The organism is Halovulum sp. GXIMD14794 (assembly GCF_054457455.1).
Genome location: NZ_JBTLNF010000007.1, coordinates 203,927 through 218,246, shown reverse-complemented (window position 1 = coordinate 218,246; position 14,320 = coordinate 203,927). Strand labels below are relative to the sequence as shown.

Annotated in this window: 17 protein-coding genes; 9 read left to right on the top strand and 8 right to left on the bottom strand. The window is 68.0% G+C overall.

The window, feature by feature from the left end; all coding sequences use genetic code 11:
• Positions 1-21: 21 nt before the first annotated feature.
• Together ACW9UR_RS18260 and ACW9UR_RS18255 are read right to left on the bottom strand one after the other, a co-directional pair.
• The gene (locus ACW9UR_RS18260) at positions 22-924 is read right to left on the bottom strand and encodes an ROK family protein (RefSeq protein ID WP_458918484.1); all 903 of its coding nucleotides are present in this window, start codon (positions 922-924) and stop codon (positions 22-24) included.
• 121 nt (positions 925-1,045) lie between these two features.
• Entirely contained in the window at positions 1,046-2,113 is a 1,068-nt protein-coding gene (locus ACW9UR_RS18255; RefSeq protein WP_458918483.1) for an alcohol dehydrogenase family protein, read from the bottom strand.
• Between the two features lie 71 nt (positions 2,114-2,184).
• Between ACW9UR_RS18255 and ACW9UR_RS18250 the strand changes: the two genes are divergently transcribed.
• The 3 genes from ACW9UR_RS18250 (at position 2,185) to ACW9UR_RS18240 (ending at position 4,134) form a co-directional block, all read left to right on the top strand.
• Entirely contained in the window at positions 2,185-2,709 is a 525-nt protein-coding gene (locus ACW9UR_RS18250) for a TetR/AcrR family transcriptional regulator (protein ID WP_458918482.1), read from the top strand.
• A gap of 54 nt (positions 2,710-2,763) precedes the next feature.
• Positions 2,764-3,219, top strand: coding sequence for a hypothetical protein (locus ACW9UR_RS18245; RefSeq protein WP_458918481.1), 456 nt, complete (start codon positions 2,764-2,766; stop codon positions 3,217-3,219).
• A gap of 90 nt (positions 3,220-3,309) precedes the next feature.
• Entirely contained in the window at positions 3,310-4,134 is an 825-nt protein-coding gene (locus ACW9UR_RS18240; protein ID WP_458918480.1) for an ankyrin repeat domain-containing protein, read from the top strand.
• Positions 4,135-4,223: 89 nt separating this feature from the next.
• Here ACW9UR_RS18240 and pnp read toward each other — a convergent pair whose 3' ends face one another.
• Together pnp and rpsO are read right to left on the bottom strand one after the other, a co-directional pair.
• The gene (gene pnp / locus ACW9UR_RS18235; protein ID WP_458918479.1) at positions 4,224-6,350 is read right to left on the bottom strand and encodes a polyribonucleotide nucleotidyltransferase; all 2,127 of its coding nucleotides are present in this window, start codon (positions 6,348-6,350) and stop codon (positions 4,224-4,226) included.
• 190 nt (positions 6,351-6,540) lie between these two features.
• Positions 6,541-6,810 (bottom strand): 30S ribosomal protein S15, encoded by a 270-nt coding sequence (rpsO, locus tag ACW9UR_RS18230; RefSeq protein ID WP_458918478.1) that lies wholly within the window; start codon positions 6,808-6,810, stop codon positions 6,541-6,543.
• Between the two features lie 227 nt (positions 6,811-7,037).
• Here rpsO and ACW9UR_RS18225 point away from each other — a divergent pair, with 227 nt between their 5' ends.
• Positions 7,038-8,024 carry a serine hydrolase domain-containing protein gene (locus tag ACW9UR_RS18225; protein WP_458918477.1) on the top strand — a complete coding sequence of 329 codons (987 nt, stop codon included), beginning with the start codon at positions 7,038-7,040 and terminating at the stop codon, positions 8,022-8,024.
• Here the strand turns inward: ACW9UR_RS18225 and ACW9UR_RS18220 are convergent.
• From ACW9UR_RS18220 to ACW9UR_RS18210, 3 genes are all read right to left on the bottom strand, one after another.
• Positions 8,021-9,244, bottom strand: coding sequence for a PQQ-dependent sugar dehydrogenase (locus tag ACW9UR_RS18220; protein ID WP_458918476.1), 1,224 nt, complete (start codon positions 9,242-9,244; stop codon positions 8,021-8,023). The two genes, ACW9UR_RS18225 and ACW9UR_RS18220, sit on opposite strands and share 4 nt — an antisense overlap.
• 84 nt (positions 9,245-9,328) lie before the next feature.
• Entirely contained in the window at positions 9,329-10,003 is a 675-nt protein-coding gene (locus tag ACW9UR_RS18215) for a hypothetical protein (RefSeq protein WP_458918475.1), read from the bottom strand.
• Positions 10,004-10,122: 119 nt separating this feature from the next.
• Positions 10,123-10,671 (bottom strand): hypothetical protein, encoded by a 549-nt coding sequence (locus ACW9UR_RS18210; protein WP_458918474.1) that lies wholly within the window; start codon positions 10,669-10,671, stop codon positions 10,123-10,125.
• 166 nt (positions 10,672-10,837) lie between these two features.
• Here ACW9UR_RS18210 and ACW9UR_RS18205 point away from each other — a divergent pair, with 166 nt between their 5' ends.
• The 5 genes from ACW9UR_RS18205 to ACW9UR_RS18185 all read left to right on the top strand — a co-directional run bounded on the left by ACW9UR_RS18205 (position 10,838) and on the right by ACW9UR_RS18185 (position 13,783).
• Positions 10,838-11,134, top strand: a complete 297-nt coding sequence (locus tag ACW9UR_RS18205) for a hypothetical protein (RefSeq protein ID WP_458918473.1) — start codon at positions 10,838-10,840, stop codon at positions 11,132-11,134.
• Positions 11,106-11,831 (top strand): winged helix-turn-helix domain-containing protein, encoded by a 726-nt coding sequence (locus ACW9UR_RS18200; protein WP_458918472.1) that lies wholly within the window; start codon positions 11,106-11,108, stop codon positions 11,829-11,831. Before ACW9UR_RS18205 ends, ACW9UR_RS18200 begins: the two co-directional genes overlap by 29 nt.
• 218 nt (positions 11,832-12,049) lie before the next feature.
• A complete protein-coding gene (locus ACW9UR_RS18195) occupies positions 12,050-12,883 on the top strand; it encodes an SDR family oxidoreductase (RefSeq protein WP_458918471.1) in 834 nt (277 codons plus the stop codon).
• Positions 12,880-13,287, top strand: coding sequence for a DUF4345 domain-containing protein (locus ACW9UR_RS18190; RefSeq protein ID WP_458918470.1), 408 nt, complete (start codon positions 12,880-12,882; stop codon positions 13,285-13,287). The genes ACW9UR_RS18195 and ACW9UR_RS18190 overlap by 4 nt, the downstream gene beginning before the upstream one ends.
• Positions 13,288-13,300: 13 nt before the next feature.
• Positions 13,301-13,783: an anthrone oxygenase family protein gene (locus ACW9UR_RS18185; protein ID WP_458918469.1), complete on the top strand. Its 483-nt coding sequence runs from the start codon at positions 13,301-13,303 to the stop codon at positions 13,781-13,783.
• A gap of 3 nt (positions 13,784-13,786) precedes the next feature.
• Here the strand turns inward: ACW9UR_RS18185 and ACW9UR_RS18180 are convergent, their stop codons facing one another.
• Positions 13,787-14,278: an asparaginase domain-containing protein gene (locus ACW9UR_RS18180; RefSeq protein WP_458918468.1), complete on the bottom strand. Its 492-nt coding sequence runs from the start codon at positions 14,276-14,278 to the stop codon at positions 13,787-13,789.
• Between the last annotated feature and the right edge of the window lie 42 nt (positions 14,279-14,320).

Below are 14,320 nucleotides of genomic sequence, written 5' to 3'. Positions count from 1 at the left end.
GGCCGCGCAACGCCTGCGAACCTAAAGCCAGGCCGCCCCGCGCACCCCCGAGGAATCCCCGTGCACGTTCTTCACCAGCCGTGTGCGGAAGCGGTCGCCGAAGACATGCGGGCGGATCTTGTCGGGGACGGTCTCGTACAGCCGGTCGATGTTCGACACGCCGCCGCCCAGCACGATCACGTCCGGGTCCAGCACGTTGACGATCACCGCCAGCGAGCGCCCCAGGCGATCCTCGTAGCGCCGCATCGTCGCCTCGGCCTGCGGATCGCCCGCCGCCGCCATCTCGGCGATCTGCGGCGCATCGGGCCCCGTACCCTGCTGCAAGCCGCAAACCCGCTCGTGGTCGGCTTTCAGGCTGGGGCCCGAAAGCCAGGCCTCGGTATGCCCGGGCCGCTCGCAGCTGCACAGCGGGCCGGGACGCTCGTCGTCGGTCGGATCAGGCAGGGGGATGTGCCCCCATTCTCCGCCGATCGCGTTGATACCCTCGATGATCCGGCCATGCACGGCGATACCGCCCCCGACCCCGGTGCCGAGGATCGTGCCGAAGACCACCTGCGCCCCGGCGCCCGCGCCATCCACGGCCTCGGACAGGGCGAAGCAGTTGGCGTCGTTCGCCACCGCGACGGGCCGTTCCAGAGCCGCGCGCAGATCGCCCCGCAGGTCGCGCCCGTGCAGCCAGACCGAGTTGCCCATCGACACATGCCCGGTATCCCGGTCGACCGAGCCGGGCACGCCGATGCCGATCCGCTCGGCGGTGCGGCCGGCGTCCGCCTCCAGCGCCTCCATCAAACCTCGGATCGCGCGGATGCCGCCGTCGTAGTCGTGCCGCGGCGTCGGCACCCGGCCGGTCGCCAGCGTCTTGCCGTCGCTGTCCAGCGCGATGCCGGCGATCTTCGTGCCGCCGTAGTCGAATCCGATGCGCATGCCGCTCCCCTGGGCCGTCCTGCCGTGGATCCTGTTTAACGCGAAGCCACGGGGGCGCAAAGCCTGCCCGCGCGCGGATGTTCGCGCTAACACTCACTCGCGGCCGATCGCGCCTGCCGGGCTAGTCCAGAACCAGGCTGATCTTCCCGGTATAGCCCTTGTCCTGAAAGGCCGCCTGCGCAGCGTGGATGTCGCGCAGGGCGTAAGTCTCGGCGATCAGCGGGCGGATCTCGCCACGCTCGATATAGCCCACGAGATCGGTGAAGACCGAATCCTCCTGCCTTGTGCTGCCGAACAGGGTCAGGTCCTTGAGGTACAGCGTCCGCAGATCCAGCTCGACGATCGGCCCGGCGATTGCGCCCGCCACCGCATAGCGCCCGCCCGAGCGCAGCGCGTCCAGCAGCAGCGGCCAGCGCGGTCCGCCGACAAGGTCCAGCACCACGTCGAACGCCTCCTCGGGCAGCGCATCCTCGCGCCCCAGAACCGCGTCCGCGCCCAGCTCGTGCAGCGTGTCCGCCTTGGCCGGGGTGGTCACCGCCGTCACATGCGCGCCGCGCCGCTTCGCCAGCTGGATCGCCGCCGAGCCGACGCCGCCCGAGGCCCCGGTAATCAGCACCCGCTCGGCCCCGAGCGCGGCGCGCTGGATCATCCCCTCGGCAGTCGAGAAGGCGCAGGGAAAGCTGGCCAGTTCCGCATCGGTCAGGTCCGAGCTTACCGGGACCGCGTCCACCGCCCAGGTCACCGTGTACTCCGCGAAGGCCCCGTCGTATTCCGAGCCGAAGGTCACCAGCGGCAGCGTGCTCTCTGGGTCCTTCGGCGTCTGCATCGGGCGGACCATGACCCGCTCGCCCACGCGCGCTGCGTCGACGCCGTCGCCCACGGACACGATCCGCCCGCAACAGTCGGCGCCCTGGATCCGCGGGAAGGTCAGTGCGCCGGACCACCCACCATCTTCGGGCGCATCGTCATAGCCCGAGGCTCCCGAGGCCGTGTCGCCACGAACGGACTTCGAGTACCAACCAATGCGCGTGTTGATATCAGTGTTGTTGACCGCCGACGCCCCGACCCGGATCAGCACCTGCCCCGGCGCAGGGCGCGGCACCGGCAGATCCTCGCGCCATTCCAGTTTCTCGGGGCCGCCGTGGCCGGTCAGAATCACGCCGCGCATGGTGGTCGGAATATCCTGCATCTTCGTCTCCGTTTCGGGTAGAACGATCCTTCTACTTGCGCAGGTAGAACGTTCACTCTACCTCGTCAAGCATGGAACCGACCGAAACCCGTATCGCCGCCGGGCTGGAGCGCGCATTCGCCCGCCACGGCTTCGCACAGGCCAGCGTGGACGACCTGCGCGCGGCCTGCGACGTGTCGCTCCGCACGCTCTATCGCCATGCGCCGTCGCGCGGGCAGATGGTGCTGATCGCGCTGGAGCATCGCCACGCCCGCTACATGGACCGGCTGACCCGGGACCTGCCCGAAAGCGGCACTCTCGACGCCGTGCTGGAGCGGGTCGCCGACTGGATGCGGACCGAGGCGCCGCAGGGCTGCCTGTTCCATGCCGCCGTGGCCGCCGCCCCCGACGATCCCGCCCTGCGCGAGATGCTCTCGCGCCACAAGTCGCAGATGGCCCGCGCCGTCGCATCGGCATGCAGGCTGGAGGGCCGTGAGCCGGAACTGACGCTGATCCTCGAAGGCCTGACGCAAAGCTGGGTCACGATGGGCGACGCTTCATTGGCCGCCGCCCGCCGCATGGCCGCGCTGCTGGCAGCGGACAGCCGAGCCGCCTGACAGACTTTCGCCACAGATTCGGGCATAGTGGTAGCGGATTGGGGAGAGAGACTCATGTCTGAACAGGTCACGGAGCATCCGTTCCGCAACTGGGGGGCCTGGGCGGTGCTGACCGGCGCACTGGCGCTGACGCTCGTGTTTGCCCAGATGGTGGGCCCCTCGCTGCAACCCGGCCCCTCCGCCGCGACCCAGGTCGGCGAGATCGCGGGCGAAATCAAACGCTCCGCTTGGCGGTCCTTCTTCGGTCTCGAAAATCCCAAGCCGGAACCCGAACCGGTTGCGATCTGGACCTATCTCGCCTTCGCGGCCCCGATCCTAGGCATCATCGCGGTCGTCCTGTCGCTGGTATCGGGTGTCCTGCGCGAGAACTGGCGTTACTCGGTCTATGGCGCATGCCTCGGCGTCGCGGCGATCCTGTTCCAGTACCTCTGGTGGCTCGCCCTGTTGATTGCTGGTGTCCTGCTTCTGGTCGCGATCATCGAGAACATCGGCGAGATCTTCAGTTTCTAGCCAGTCAGCCGACGGCTGTACGCGCCCTGCCAAGTGGAAAATCTTCCCCTGCGAAAGTACTATCCCGGAGTAATATCTGTGGAGGGGAGAATGGGGTTCGAAAAGAAAACCTTCGTCGCGGCGTTCCTTTGCGCCGCAAGCGCGACCGCGGAACCCATACACCTCGCGGCCAAGCAGGGTGACGTCGAGGCGTTGTCGCGCTTACTCGCCGAAGGCACGCCAGTCGATCAGCCGAGCACCGAGGGAACGTCCTCGCCCGGGGTTTCCGCGCTCTACGTCGCGGTCAAATGGGGCAAGCTGGAGGCCGTGGAGCTGCTTCTCGAATCCGGTGCCAACCCGAACGCCGTCGCGAACGCCGAGCAGGTGTCTGAGACTCCGCTCATGGCGGCGGCCAAAACGGGGCGAGGTGAGATCATCGCGACCCTCCTCGGGGCTGGGGCGGATCCGAACCTCACGACCGAGGCGGGAACCGCGCTTCACTTCGCGACGATGTTGAAGCGGCAGGCCGTCGTCGATCAGCTGATGGCGGCGGGCGCACTCGACCGGATCGCACAGCCCTCGATAGAATCCCGCCTCGCCGAAGCCAACATCGAGCGGGGCGGCGAGCTTCGGCGCCGCTGCCAGTATTGCCATGGCGACATTGCCGACCGTGATCTCGAAGCGAGCGAGAATCCGAAACTCTGGGACATCGTCGGCAAGCCGAAGGCCAGCCAGCCCGGCGTCAAATACACCGACGCCCTCGCAGAACTGGGCGGGACGTGGTCCTACGACGAGCTTAACAGCTTCCTTGCCAACCCCGGCGCGTTCGTCCCTGGGACGACGATGTGGGGCGTCGGCATTCCTCTAGAGCAGGACCGGATCGACCTGATCGCCTACATGCGCACGCTGAGCGATGACCCGGCGCCGCTGCCCTGAAAGCAGGTATCGCCGGACGGGGCACCACCTGCCCAAATGAAAACGGGCGCCCCGAGGGGCGCCCGCGCTGGATCATCAGGAAGCGGCGATCACGCCTCTTCCTTGATCTCCTCGCCGGTCTCCTGGTCGACGACCTTCATCGACAGGCGGACCTTGCCGCGGTCGTCGAAGCCCATCAGCTTGACCTTCACTTCCTGGCCTTCCTGGACGACGTCCTTCGGATGGCCGATGCGGCCGGCAGCCATCTGGCTGACGTGCACCAGGCCGTCGCGCTTGCCGAAGAAGTTCACGAAGGCGCCGAAGTCCATGATCTTCACGACCTTGCCGGTGTAGACCTGGCCAACTTCCGGCTCGGCGACGATCGAGTGGATCATGCCGCGGGCCTTCTCGATCGCTTCGGCGTTCGGCGAGGCGATCTTGATCACGCCATCGTCGTTGATGTCGACCTTGGCGCCCGAGGTTTCCACGATCTCGCGGATGACCTTGCCGCCCGAGCCGATCACTTCGCGGATCTTGTCGGTCGGGATGTTCATCGTCTCGATGCGCGGGGCGTGGGCCGAGAACTCGGTCCGGCCTTCAGTCAGCGCCTTGCCCATCTCGGTCAGGATGTGCATCCGGCCGTCCTTGGCTTGCGCCAGGGCCTGCTCCATGATCGCGGGCGTGATGCCGGCAACCTTGATGTCCATCTGCAGCGAGGTGATGCCCGCTTCGGTCCCGGCAACCTTGAAGTCCATGTCGCCGAGGTGATCCTCGTCACCCAGGATGTCGGTCAGAACGGCGAACTGCCCGTCCTCTTCCAGGATCAGGCCCATGGCGACACCGGCGACCGGCGCCTTCAGCGGAACGCCCGCGTCCATCATCGACAGCGAACCGCCGCAGACCGAGGCCATCGAGGACGAGCCGTTCGACTCGGTGATCTCCGAGACCAGGCGGATGGTGTAGGGGAAGTCCGTCGCGGCGGGCAGAACCGCCTGCAGCGCACGCCATGCCAGCTTGCCGTGACCGATCTCGCGGCGGCCGGGGCCAGCCATGCGGCCCGCTTCACCGACCGAGTACGGCGGGAAGTTGTAGTGCAGCAGGAAGTTCGAGCGCGACTCGCCGTGCAGTGCGTCGATGATCTGCTCATCGTCGCCGGTGCCCAGCGTGGTCACGACCAGGCCCTGAGTCTCGCCACGGGTGAACAGCGCCGAGCCGTGGGTCCGCGGCAGCAGGCCGACCTCGGAAACGATCGGGCGGACGGTGGTCAGGTCACGGCCGTCGATGCGGCGGCCGGTCGAGATCACATCGCCGCGCAGGACCGAGCTTTCCAGCTTCTTGATGGCCGAACCGAGGTTCTTGTCCTCGAGCTCTTCCTCCGACAGACCCTCGCGGATCGCTTCGCGCGCGGCGCTGATGGCGGCCTGACGCTCCTGCTTGTCGGTGATCGCGAAGGCGGCGCGCATCGCCTCTTCGCCCAGGCCCTTCACCTTGTCGTAGAGCGCGCCGTACTCGGGCGGCTGGTAGTCGAAGGGGTCCTTGGCGCACTCGCCGGCGAACTCGGTGATCATGTCGATGACCGGCTGCATCTGGTCATGGCCGAACTTCACGGCGCCCAGCATCTCGGCCTCGGACAGCTCGTAAGCCTCCGACTCGACCATCATCACGGCTTCCTTGGTGCCGGCGACGACCAGGTCCAGACGCTGCTCGGGGTTCGAGCGCAGGCCGTCCATGTCCTCGACCGCCGGGTTCAGGATGTAGTCGCCATCTACGAAGCCGACGCGGGCACAGCCGATCGGGCCGCGGAACGGCACGCCGGAAATGGTCAGTGCGGCCGAGGCGGCGATCATCGCGACCACGTCCGGGTCGTTTTCCAGGTCGTGGCTCAGCACGGTGCAGATCACCTGCGTCTCGTGCTTGAAGCCTTCGGCGAACAGCGGGCGGATCGGACGGTCGATCAGGCGGCTGGTCAGCGTCTCTTTCTCGGTCGGACGCGCCTCGCGCTTGAAGAAGCCGCCGGGGATCTTGCCGGCCGCGTAGTATTTTTCCTGGTAGTGGACGGTCAGCGGGAAGAAGTCGAAGCCGACCTTCGGCTGCTTCTCGAAGACCACCGCGGCCAGGACGCTGGTCTCGCCATAGGTGGCGACCACGGCGCCGTCGGCCTGACGGGCGATCTTGCCGGTTTCGAGGGTGAGCGTGTCGTGCCCCCACTCGATGGATTTCCTGGTGATGTTGAACATGTTCGTCATCCTCTCGCGGCCCCCGCCCCCTGGCAGCGGGCCGCCATCCCCCGTTTCATCTCATCCTGGGCCGTGCCGCCGGGGGCGGGTCGGACGGCCCGTTCGGACATGTGCCGCGGGGTCTCGGGGCGCGCGGCACGACCGCCCCATGAATGCGAACGGCGCCCCGAAGGGCGCCGTCCTGCAAGGCTTAGCGGCGAATGCCCAGCTTGGTGATGAGCGACTTGTAACGCTCTTCATCGTTGCGGCGGACATAGTCCAGCAGCTTGCGGCGCTGGGCGACCAGCTTCAGAAGGCCACGACGCGAGTGGTTGTCCTTCTTGTGGGTCTTGAAGTGCTCGGTCAGGTTCGTGATGCGCGTCGTGAGGATCGCGATCTGAACGTCGGCCGAACCGGTGTCGCCGTCCTTGGTGGCGTATTCCTTGATGAGCTGCTCTTTGAGCTCGGGAGTGATCGACATCGTATGCTCCTTCGTTGTCGTTCGTTCCGGAACGGGCCGCGGCCGGGATGTCGTCCAGCAGGGTGCGTCCGGAATCGGGAACGCGCGCGGGAACGCCCCACGCGCGCAATTCGGGGCTTATGACCCGAATCGTGAGAAAAGAAAAGCAAAATGCGGGCTCCCGGCTTGACCAGACCGCCATGAGCCGAGCAAAATCCTGCCCAGTTCGCGTTATTAGTGCCCGAGTCATGAAGTCACTGTCCCGCAGACGTTTCCTGGCTGGCGCCACGGCCCTGGCAGCGTCTCCCGCCACCGCCGCGATCGACCCCGTGCTGGAAAGCGTCGCGGGAACCCGCCAGCTGCGCGCGGTACTGGTCGCGCATCGCGGGCGGATCGTCGCGGACCGGGGCTTCAACGGGTTCAACTCGGGCAGCCGGACCAACATCAAGTCAGCCTCGAAATCCGTTATCGCCACGCTTGCCGGCATCGCCATAGACCGCGGCGTCCTGAGCGGCCCCGACCATCCGATCGCGCCGTTCCTCGAGGACCGGTTCCCCGAGAACCCCGATCCGCGCCTCTGGCGGATCACAGTGGGCGATCTGCTGTCGATGCGCGCCGGGCTGGAGCCGATGTCGGGCCAGAACTACGGGCGCTGGGTCTCCAGCCGGAACTGGGTCGAAACCGCGCTCGCCGCGCCGTTCGTCTCGGAGCCGGGCGAGGAGATGCTGTACTCCAGCGCCTCGACGCACCTGGTTTCGGCGATCCTGACCCGTGCCAGCGGGCGATCGATGCTGGATCTGGCGCTTGACTGGCTGGGCCCGGTCGAGGGGTTCGAGATCCTCGGCTGGGATCGCGACCCGCAGGGCATCTATTTCGGCGGCAACCAGATGTCGATGACGACCCGGTCGCTGCTGGCGTTCGGAGAGCTCTACCGCCGGGGTGGCCGCGCCCTCGACGGCAGTTGCGTGGTCTCGGACAACTGGATCAACGCGGCCTGGACCCCCCGCACCAAGTCGCCCATGTCGGGGGCCTACTACGGGTATTGCTGGTTCCTGCGCCCGCTGGCCGGGGTGCCGACGCATTTCGGCTGGGGCTATGGCGGGCAGATGATCTACGTACTGCCGTCCAAGGACCTGACCATCGCGATCACTTCGAACCCGCTGCTGCCGTCACAGGTCACCGGATATCGCGAGCAGCTGGACGCGCTGGCCGCGAACATCGTGCGCGAGACCTAGTTTCCGACCCCCTCTGGCGTCAGCCGCAGCACCTTTCCGTTGTTCGCATCGACCAGCACCAGGATCGCGCCATCGTCCGCGATCTCGACGTCGCGGATGCGGCCCTGGTTCGTCAGCAGACGCTCCTCGCCGATGACCGTGTCGCCGTCGAGGCTCAGCCGTACCAGAGCGCCGGGGTTCAGCGACGAGATCAGCAGATCGCCCTTCCAGTCGGCGAACATCCCGCCGTCGTAGAACGCCATCCCGCCCGGTGCGATCACCGGATCCCAGTAGTAACGCGGCTCGACGATGCCCTCGGCGCGGGCCTTGCCGGTGCCGATGGGCGAGCCGCCGTAGTTGATCCCGTAGCTGACCACCGGCCAGCCGTAGTTTTCCCCTGCCTCGGGAATGTTCAGCTCGTCGCCGCCCCTCGGCCCGTGCTCCACGGTCCAGAGCTGCCCGGTCTCGGGGTGCAGGTCCGCCCCCTGAATGTTCCGGTGGCCCCAGGACCAGATCGTGTCGATCGCGTCAGCCTGCCCCACGAAGGGATTGTCCTGCGGCGCGCTGCCGTCGAGCGTCACCCGGATCACCTTGCCGAAAGTTGTGCCAAGGTCCTGCGCCTTCTCTCGCTCGCCGGGGGCCGAGTGCTCGCCCGTGGTGATGAACGCATGCCCCTGCCCGTCGAACACAATGCGCGACCCGTAGTGCTTGTCCTGCGGCGAGACGGGCTCCTGCACGAAGATATCCTCGACCTGCGAAAGCGCGGTCATGTCCTCGGAGAGCACGCCGCGCGCGGCAGCGGTGACATAGCCGCGGTCCTTGGGCTTGGCGTAGGTCCAGTAGATCATACGGTCGCTGGCGAAATTCGGCCCGACAGCGACGTCGAGCAGACCGCCCTGGCCGCTTACCGCGATGTCCGGCAGACCGGACACCGGGCCCGAGAGGCTGCCGTCCGCGCGCAGAACGCGCAGGTTGCCGTCCCGCTCGGTCACCAGGTAGCCGCCGCCGGGCAGCCCGGCGATGCCCCAGGGATGGCCCAGCCCGTCGGCCAGCACCTCGACCGCCAGCGAAACGCCGCTGTTCTCGGCCGGGGCGCGGGTCTGGTTCTCGAAGGCCGGTTCAAACTGCGGGGCGTTCTTCGGGCCTTGCTGCACAGGCTGTGCGACCACGGCGGTCCCGGTCAGCAGGGCGGCGGCCAGCATGGAGGTAGTCAGGGTTGCGAGGGGGCGTGCTTTGGGCATGGATCCTCTCCGACGGTTGAGCGTTTCCGGTAACCTAGTGCAGCGCGGCCGCAGGGACTTCAAAGCCTCGTGAGATGGCGGTCCTCAGCGAGTCCCCAGGAACTGTGTGCCGAACAGCCACACCGCCAGTGGCACCGGGGCCACGGCGAGCGCGACGGTCAGCAGGAACCCCGGCACCGAGTAAAGCCGGCTCAGCCCCGCGACCATGGCGATGCCGCCGCCGCCGCCGATCAGCGCGTTGCCTGGCAAGTTGAAAAGCAACGCAAGGGCGATGTGCCGGTTGCGGATCAGGAACGGTCCCCAGCGGCCGGGCGCGTCCGCCGACAGGGTCTCGAGCACTTCGGCCGGGGTCATCGGCCCGATGCGCCGCAGTAGGGCGGCCAGCTTGCGCATCCTCAGCCGTCCGGCCAGCCTAGCCAGCCGGGGCAGCGGGATCAGTCGCCCAAGGCCGAAGGCGAGGGTCAGCCCGCCGACCGTGGCGATGTAGACATGAGGTGCCACTGCGGCCCCGAACATCGACAGCATCGCCAGACCGACCTCGACGCCGGGCACGAAGGGAAGCGCCAGCAGCAGGGCATAGAGCAGGCAGGTGATCCAGACTCCCCGCCGCAGTGAGGCCAGCGTCTCGGGCCGGATGTAGTCCTCGAGCCCCCGGATCCAGGCGCCGAGCGTCATGTTCAGAAGAAGGAGCACGCCCAGAAGCAGAGCGAACCGCAGGGCGAGGCCGGCGGGGGTCAGGCGTCTTCGCGCGTCAGGCACCGGCGGGTCGCCGGATCAGAAGGGTCGCGGGCATGGCTGGCCTTGTCGGAGTAAGCGGCAGGACGCAGATTACGCCCTGCCGCTGCCGCTGACCATCCCGCCCGGTGGGCGGTCGCGCCTCAGCGGCGCTTGAGGCAGGACGGGGCGGTGTAGGTCTCCCAGCCGTTGCGGGTCCATTTCTTGCGCAGGCATTCCTCGCGGTAGGCGTGGTTGTTCTTCGGCTTCGTGTTGTAACGCGGCTGGGCGCGGGGCGGGTTGCGGTTCTCCCACCGGTCCTCGCGGCGCTCGACGCAGCCCTCGCTGCGGTAGGTCATCCAGCGGCCGTCGACGAGCTTGCGGCGCAGGCAGGGTGCGTGGGTCGGGGTCTGCGCGCGGCCCGGGCGGACGACCGGCGCCGGGCGATAGCTGCGGCCGGGCCAGTGGGCCTGCTGGCGGTTGGCCTCGGCTTCGGCCTCCTTCCGCTCGCGTTCCCGCTCGTCTTCGGCGCGCTCGCGCTTGCGGTCCATATGCTTGTCGTGGAGCACCGCCCCAACGACGCCGAGGCCGGCCAGACCGGCGATGATCGCGCCGGTGCTGAGCCGCGGTCCCGCGGTCTGGGCCGATGCGGCGGAGGTGCCCGCCAGGGTGACGGCGATGCAGGTCAGGCCGGTGATGATGAACTTGCGCATGGGATGGGTCCTTCGTGTTGCGATTGGCATGTGAGCCGACGCTGGCCGCACCCCCGGATGTCAGGCAATTTCGCCGCGCGGTTATTCGATTTCAGCGCCTTGCACCTCTTGCCCGGCAGGGCGGTTATTGAATTACCGGCGTTTTCGGGGGCAGGGTTGTTGCATCATGAAACGCCTGCTTCTCACCCTCGCTCTCGCAGCCTTGTCCCTGGGCCAGCCCGCGCTGGCGCAGGGGCCGTGTTATGCCGATTACAAGGCCAAGAAGGACAACCCCTTGCGCCTGCACTACGGTGTCGCCGAATTGCCTCCGCGTGCCTGCGGCGATGCCGCCGCGGCCGAGCGGGTGCTCTCGCGGCGGCTGGACCGGGAGGGCTGGACGCTGCTGACGGTGCTGTCGACCTTCGGCGCCGAGGGGCTGGACAAGAGGAAGCAGGATGCCGGGGACAATTTCCTCAGATACTGAGACGCCGCGGCCCGTGGTTGCACTGGGCAACGGCGCGGGCCGGGTGGTCTGGCTGGGCATCGCCGCCGTCGTGGGCATCCTGCTGGCGGTGGCCGTGGTCATGGTCGCCAACCTGCCCGACGGCAACGCTTTCGATGCGCGGGTCGAGCGGATCTTCGTCGAGAATGCGGACCTGACCTCGAATGCCGAGATCAAGCTGCTTGAGATCCTCGCCTCGTCGGGGACCGCGTTCTCGGACACGCTGGAAAGCTACCGGTTCCTGCTGTTCGTGCTGCTGGTCTTCGCCGCCGGGCTGTTGGTGGTGGCGCTGGTCTTCCTGCTGACCATCGTCGCGCTGAACCGGCGGATGACCGAGATCGAGCGGGCGGGTATCCAGATCAACAGCCTGATCGTCAGCCGCGAGGCGCAGCTGGTCTACCTCAACAGCATGGAGTTCAAGCTGACCGAGGCGGCGATCGAGACGCTGGCCGTCCTGTGCGAGGCCCGGATGGACGGCGAGGTGCTGCCCGGCGCCGCGATCGAGGCGATGATCTCGGGGCGCGATCCGGCGGATTGCGAGGAGGCCGCCGGGGCGGTCCGGATCAAGCGGCTGCGGGACGCGCTGGGCAACCAGATCGTGTCGGAACTGCTGGTGCGGAACGTCGCCCGGAAGGGCTATTGGCTGGCGATCGACCGGGACGCGATCCGCATGGTCTGAGACCCGGCTTGCAGGGTGAAAATCGGGGATTTCATCGTGAAAACCCCCTTAAGTCCATGAGATATATGCTGAAAAGAGTGTGAAAACTTCGTAAACGGCGAAATCTGCCCCGGTTTCGCCTGTCCGAACCGGTCAAAACCATGGCCGGAGCGGACAATACGGCGCCCCCCGTCGCCGGGCAAATTCCCTGCATCACAGTCAAGCAACAGGAGATGACGATGCAGGACCAGATTCACCTCGTGATCGGCGCAAGCGGCAAGACCGGCCGCCGTGTCGCCGAACGGCTGGAGGCGCGCGGGCTGACCGTGCGCCGCGGCAGCCGCAGCGCGCCCATTCCCTTCGACTGGGATGCGCCCGCAACCTGGGGTCCGGTGCTGGAGGGCGTGACCTCGGCCTACGTGACCTTCTTTCCCGACCTCGCCTTTCCCGGCGCCGCCGACAAGATCGCCGCGCTGTGCGAGGCGGCGCTCAAGGCCGGATTGGGCCGGTTGGTGCTGCTCTCGGGCCGGGGCGAGACCCATGCGGTGGAGTGCGAGAACGTGGTGCGCGCCTCGGGTCTGGACTTCACGCTGGTGCGCTGCGCCTGGTTCGCCCAGAACTTCGACGAGGGCTATCTGCGCGAGCCGATGATGCAGGGCGTGGTCCCGGTCCCGGCGGGCGATGTGCGCGAGCCGATCGTGGACGTGGACGACATCGCCGACGTGGCCGTTGCCGCGATGACCGAGGACCGGCATTCGCGCGAGCTTTACGAGATCACCGGCCCACGCCTGATGCATTTCGACGAGATGGCCGAGGAGCTGTCGCGCGCTTCCGGGCGGCCGGTGCGCTACACGCCGATCACGCTGGAGCAGTTCCACGACGCGATCACCGAGGTCGGCGGCACCTTTATCGCCGATGTCTTCACCCATGTCGCCAGCGAGGCGCTGGATGGCCGCAACGAGTGGCTGGGCGACGGCGTGCAACGGGCGCTGCGGCGTGCGCCGAAGGACTTCCGCGACTACGCAAGCGACGCGGCGGCCTCGGGCGCCTGGGCCGAAGAGGTGCCGGCATGAGCATGATGAGTGCAACCGCCCCGCGCCGGATCACCGCACTGCGGCTGATCCTGGCGCTCGACGGGATCGTGGTGCTGGTCATCGGCGCGGCGATCCTGGCCGATCCGCCCGGGTTCCACGCGGCCTATGGCACCGTCCTGCCGGACTCGGCCAGCCTGCTGAGCGAACTGCGCGCCCCGGCCACCGCCCTTCTGGGCTTCGGCATGCTGATGCTGGCGGGCGCGGTGCGACCGGCGCTGAGCGATACCGCGGCGCTGACCGCCACGGTGCTCTACCTGGGCTACGGTCTGGGGCGGGTGCTGGGGGTGTCGCTCGACGGGATGCCGGATGGCGCGATCCTCGCCGCCGCCGGGGTCGAGCTGGCGCTGGGCCTTGTCACCCTGGCGCTCTGGCGCCGGGGCTGAGGGGGAGGATGCGATGCCGACATGGTTCGCGATGAGCGCGCAGGTCTCGGTCCTGGCCTATGCGGCGCTGGGCGGGGTGTTCCTGGCGTTTTCGGACTTCATCATGCGGGCGCTGGCGCTGAGCGGCGCGCCCGCCGGGATCACCGTCATGCAGTCGATCAACCGCGAGGTCTTCCGCTGGGTGTTCATGGCCCTGTTCCTGGGCATGGTCCCCGTCTCGCTGCTGCTGGCCGGGCACGGCCTGCTGGTGCAGGGCGGCGCGGCGGGGCTGATCGGGCTGGCGGGCGTGGTCTACCTGCTGGGCGTCTTCGGCGTCACGGCGGCGGGCAATGTGCCCCTGAACGAGGCGCTGGCGGGGATGGACGCCGCCAGTGCCGAGGCGCAGGCCATGTGGCAGGAGCGCTATCTGCCGCGCTGGACCCTGCTCAACAGCCTGAGGACCGGGGCCTGTTTCCTGGCCGCCGCGCTGGCGCTGGCGGGATTGCTGAGCGCCTGAGGCTCAGGCGTCGAAGCGGCCCTGCTCGACGTTCTTGTTCAGCTTGTCGGCGGCGAAGACCCGGCCGTTCATCGCTCCCCAGATGCCGGGCTCCAGCAGCTGGGCGGCGGTGACGGCGGCGCCGAGATTGAACTCGCCGTCCGAGGCCGACAGCGAGAACGGGCGCATCGCGCCGGTCAGCACCACGGTCTTGTCGCCGACACGGCCGGTCAGGAAACGCGCGGTCTCGCCCATGGTGCCGGTGCCGTGGGTCACGACGACGGCAGGCTCGGGCGCGGCGGCGACGGCAGCGGCGATCGCCTCGCGGTCGGCATCGTCGAAATAGAGGCTGTCTTTCAGCATCAGCAGTTGCACCACCGGGAAGTGGCAGCGGCCGATGCGCAGCATTTCGGGGATGTGCGTGGCGCCGTCGGGGGCGAAGGCCAGCCCCTCGGTCCGGGGGTCGTGCACCTTGTCGATGGTGCCGCCGGTCACGATGATCCTGAGGTCCTTCATCGTATTTTTCCCCTCACGCGCGAGCAAACCTGTTTGTTTCGC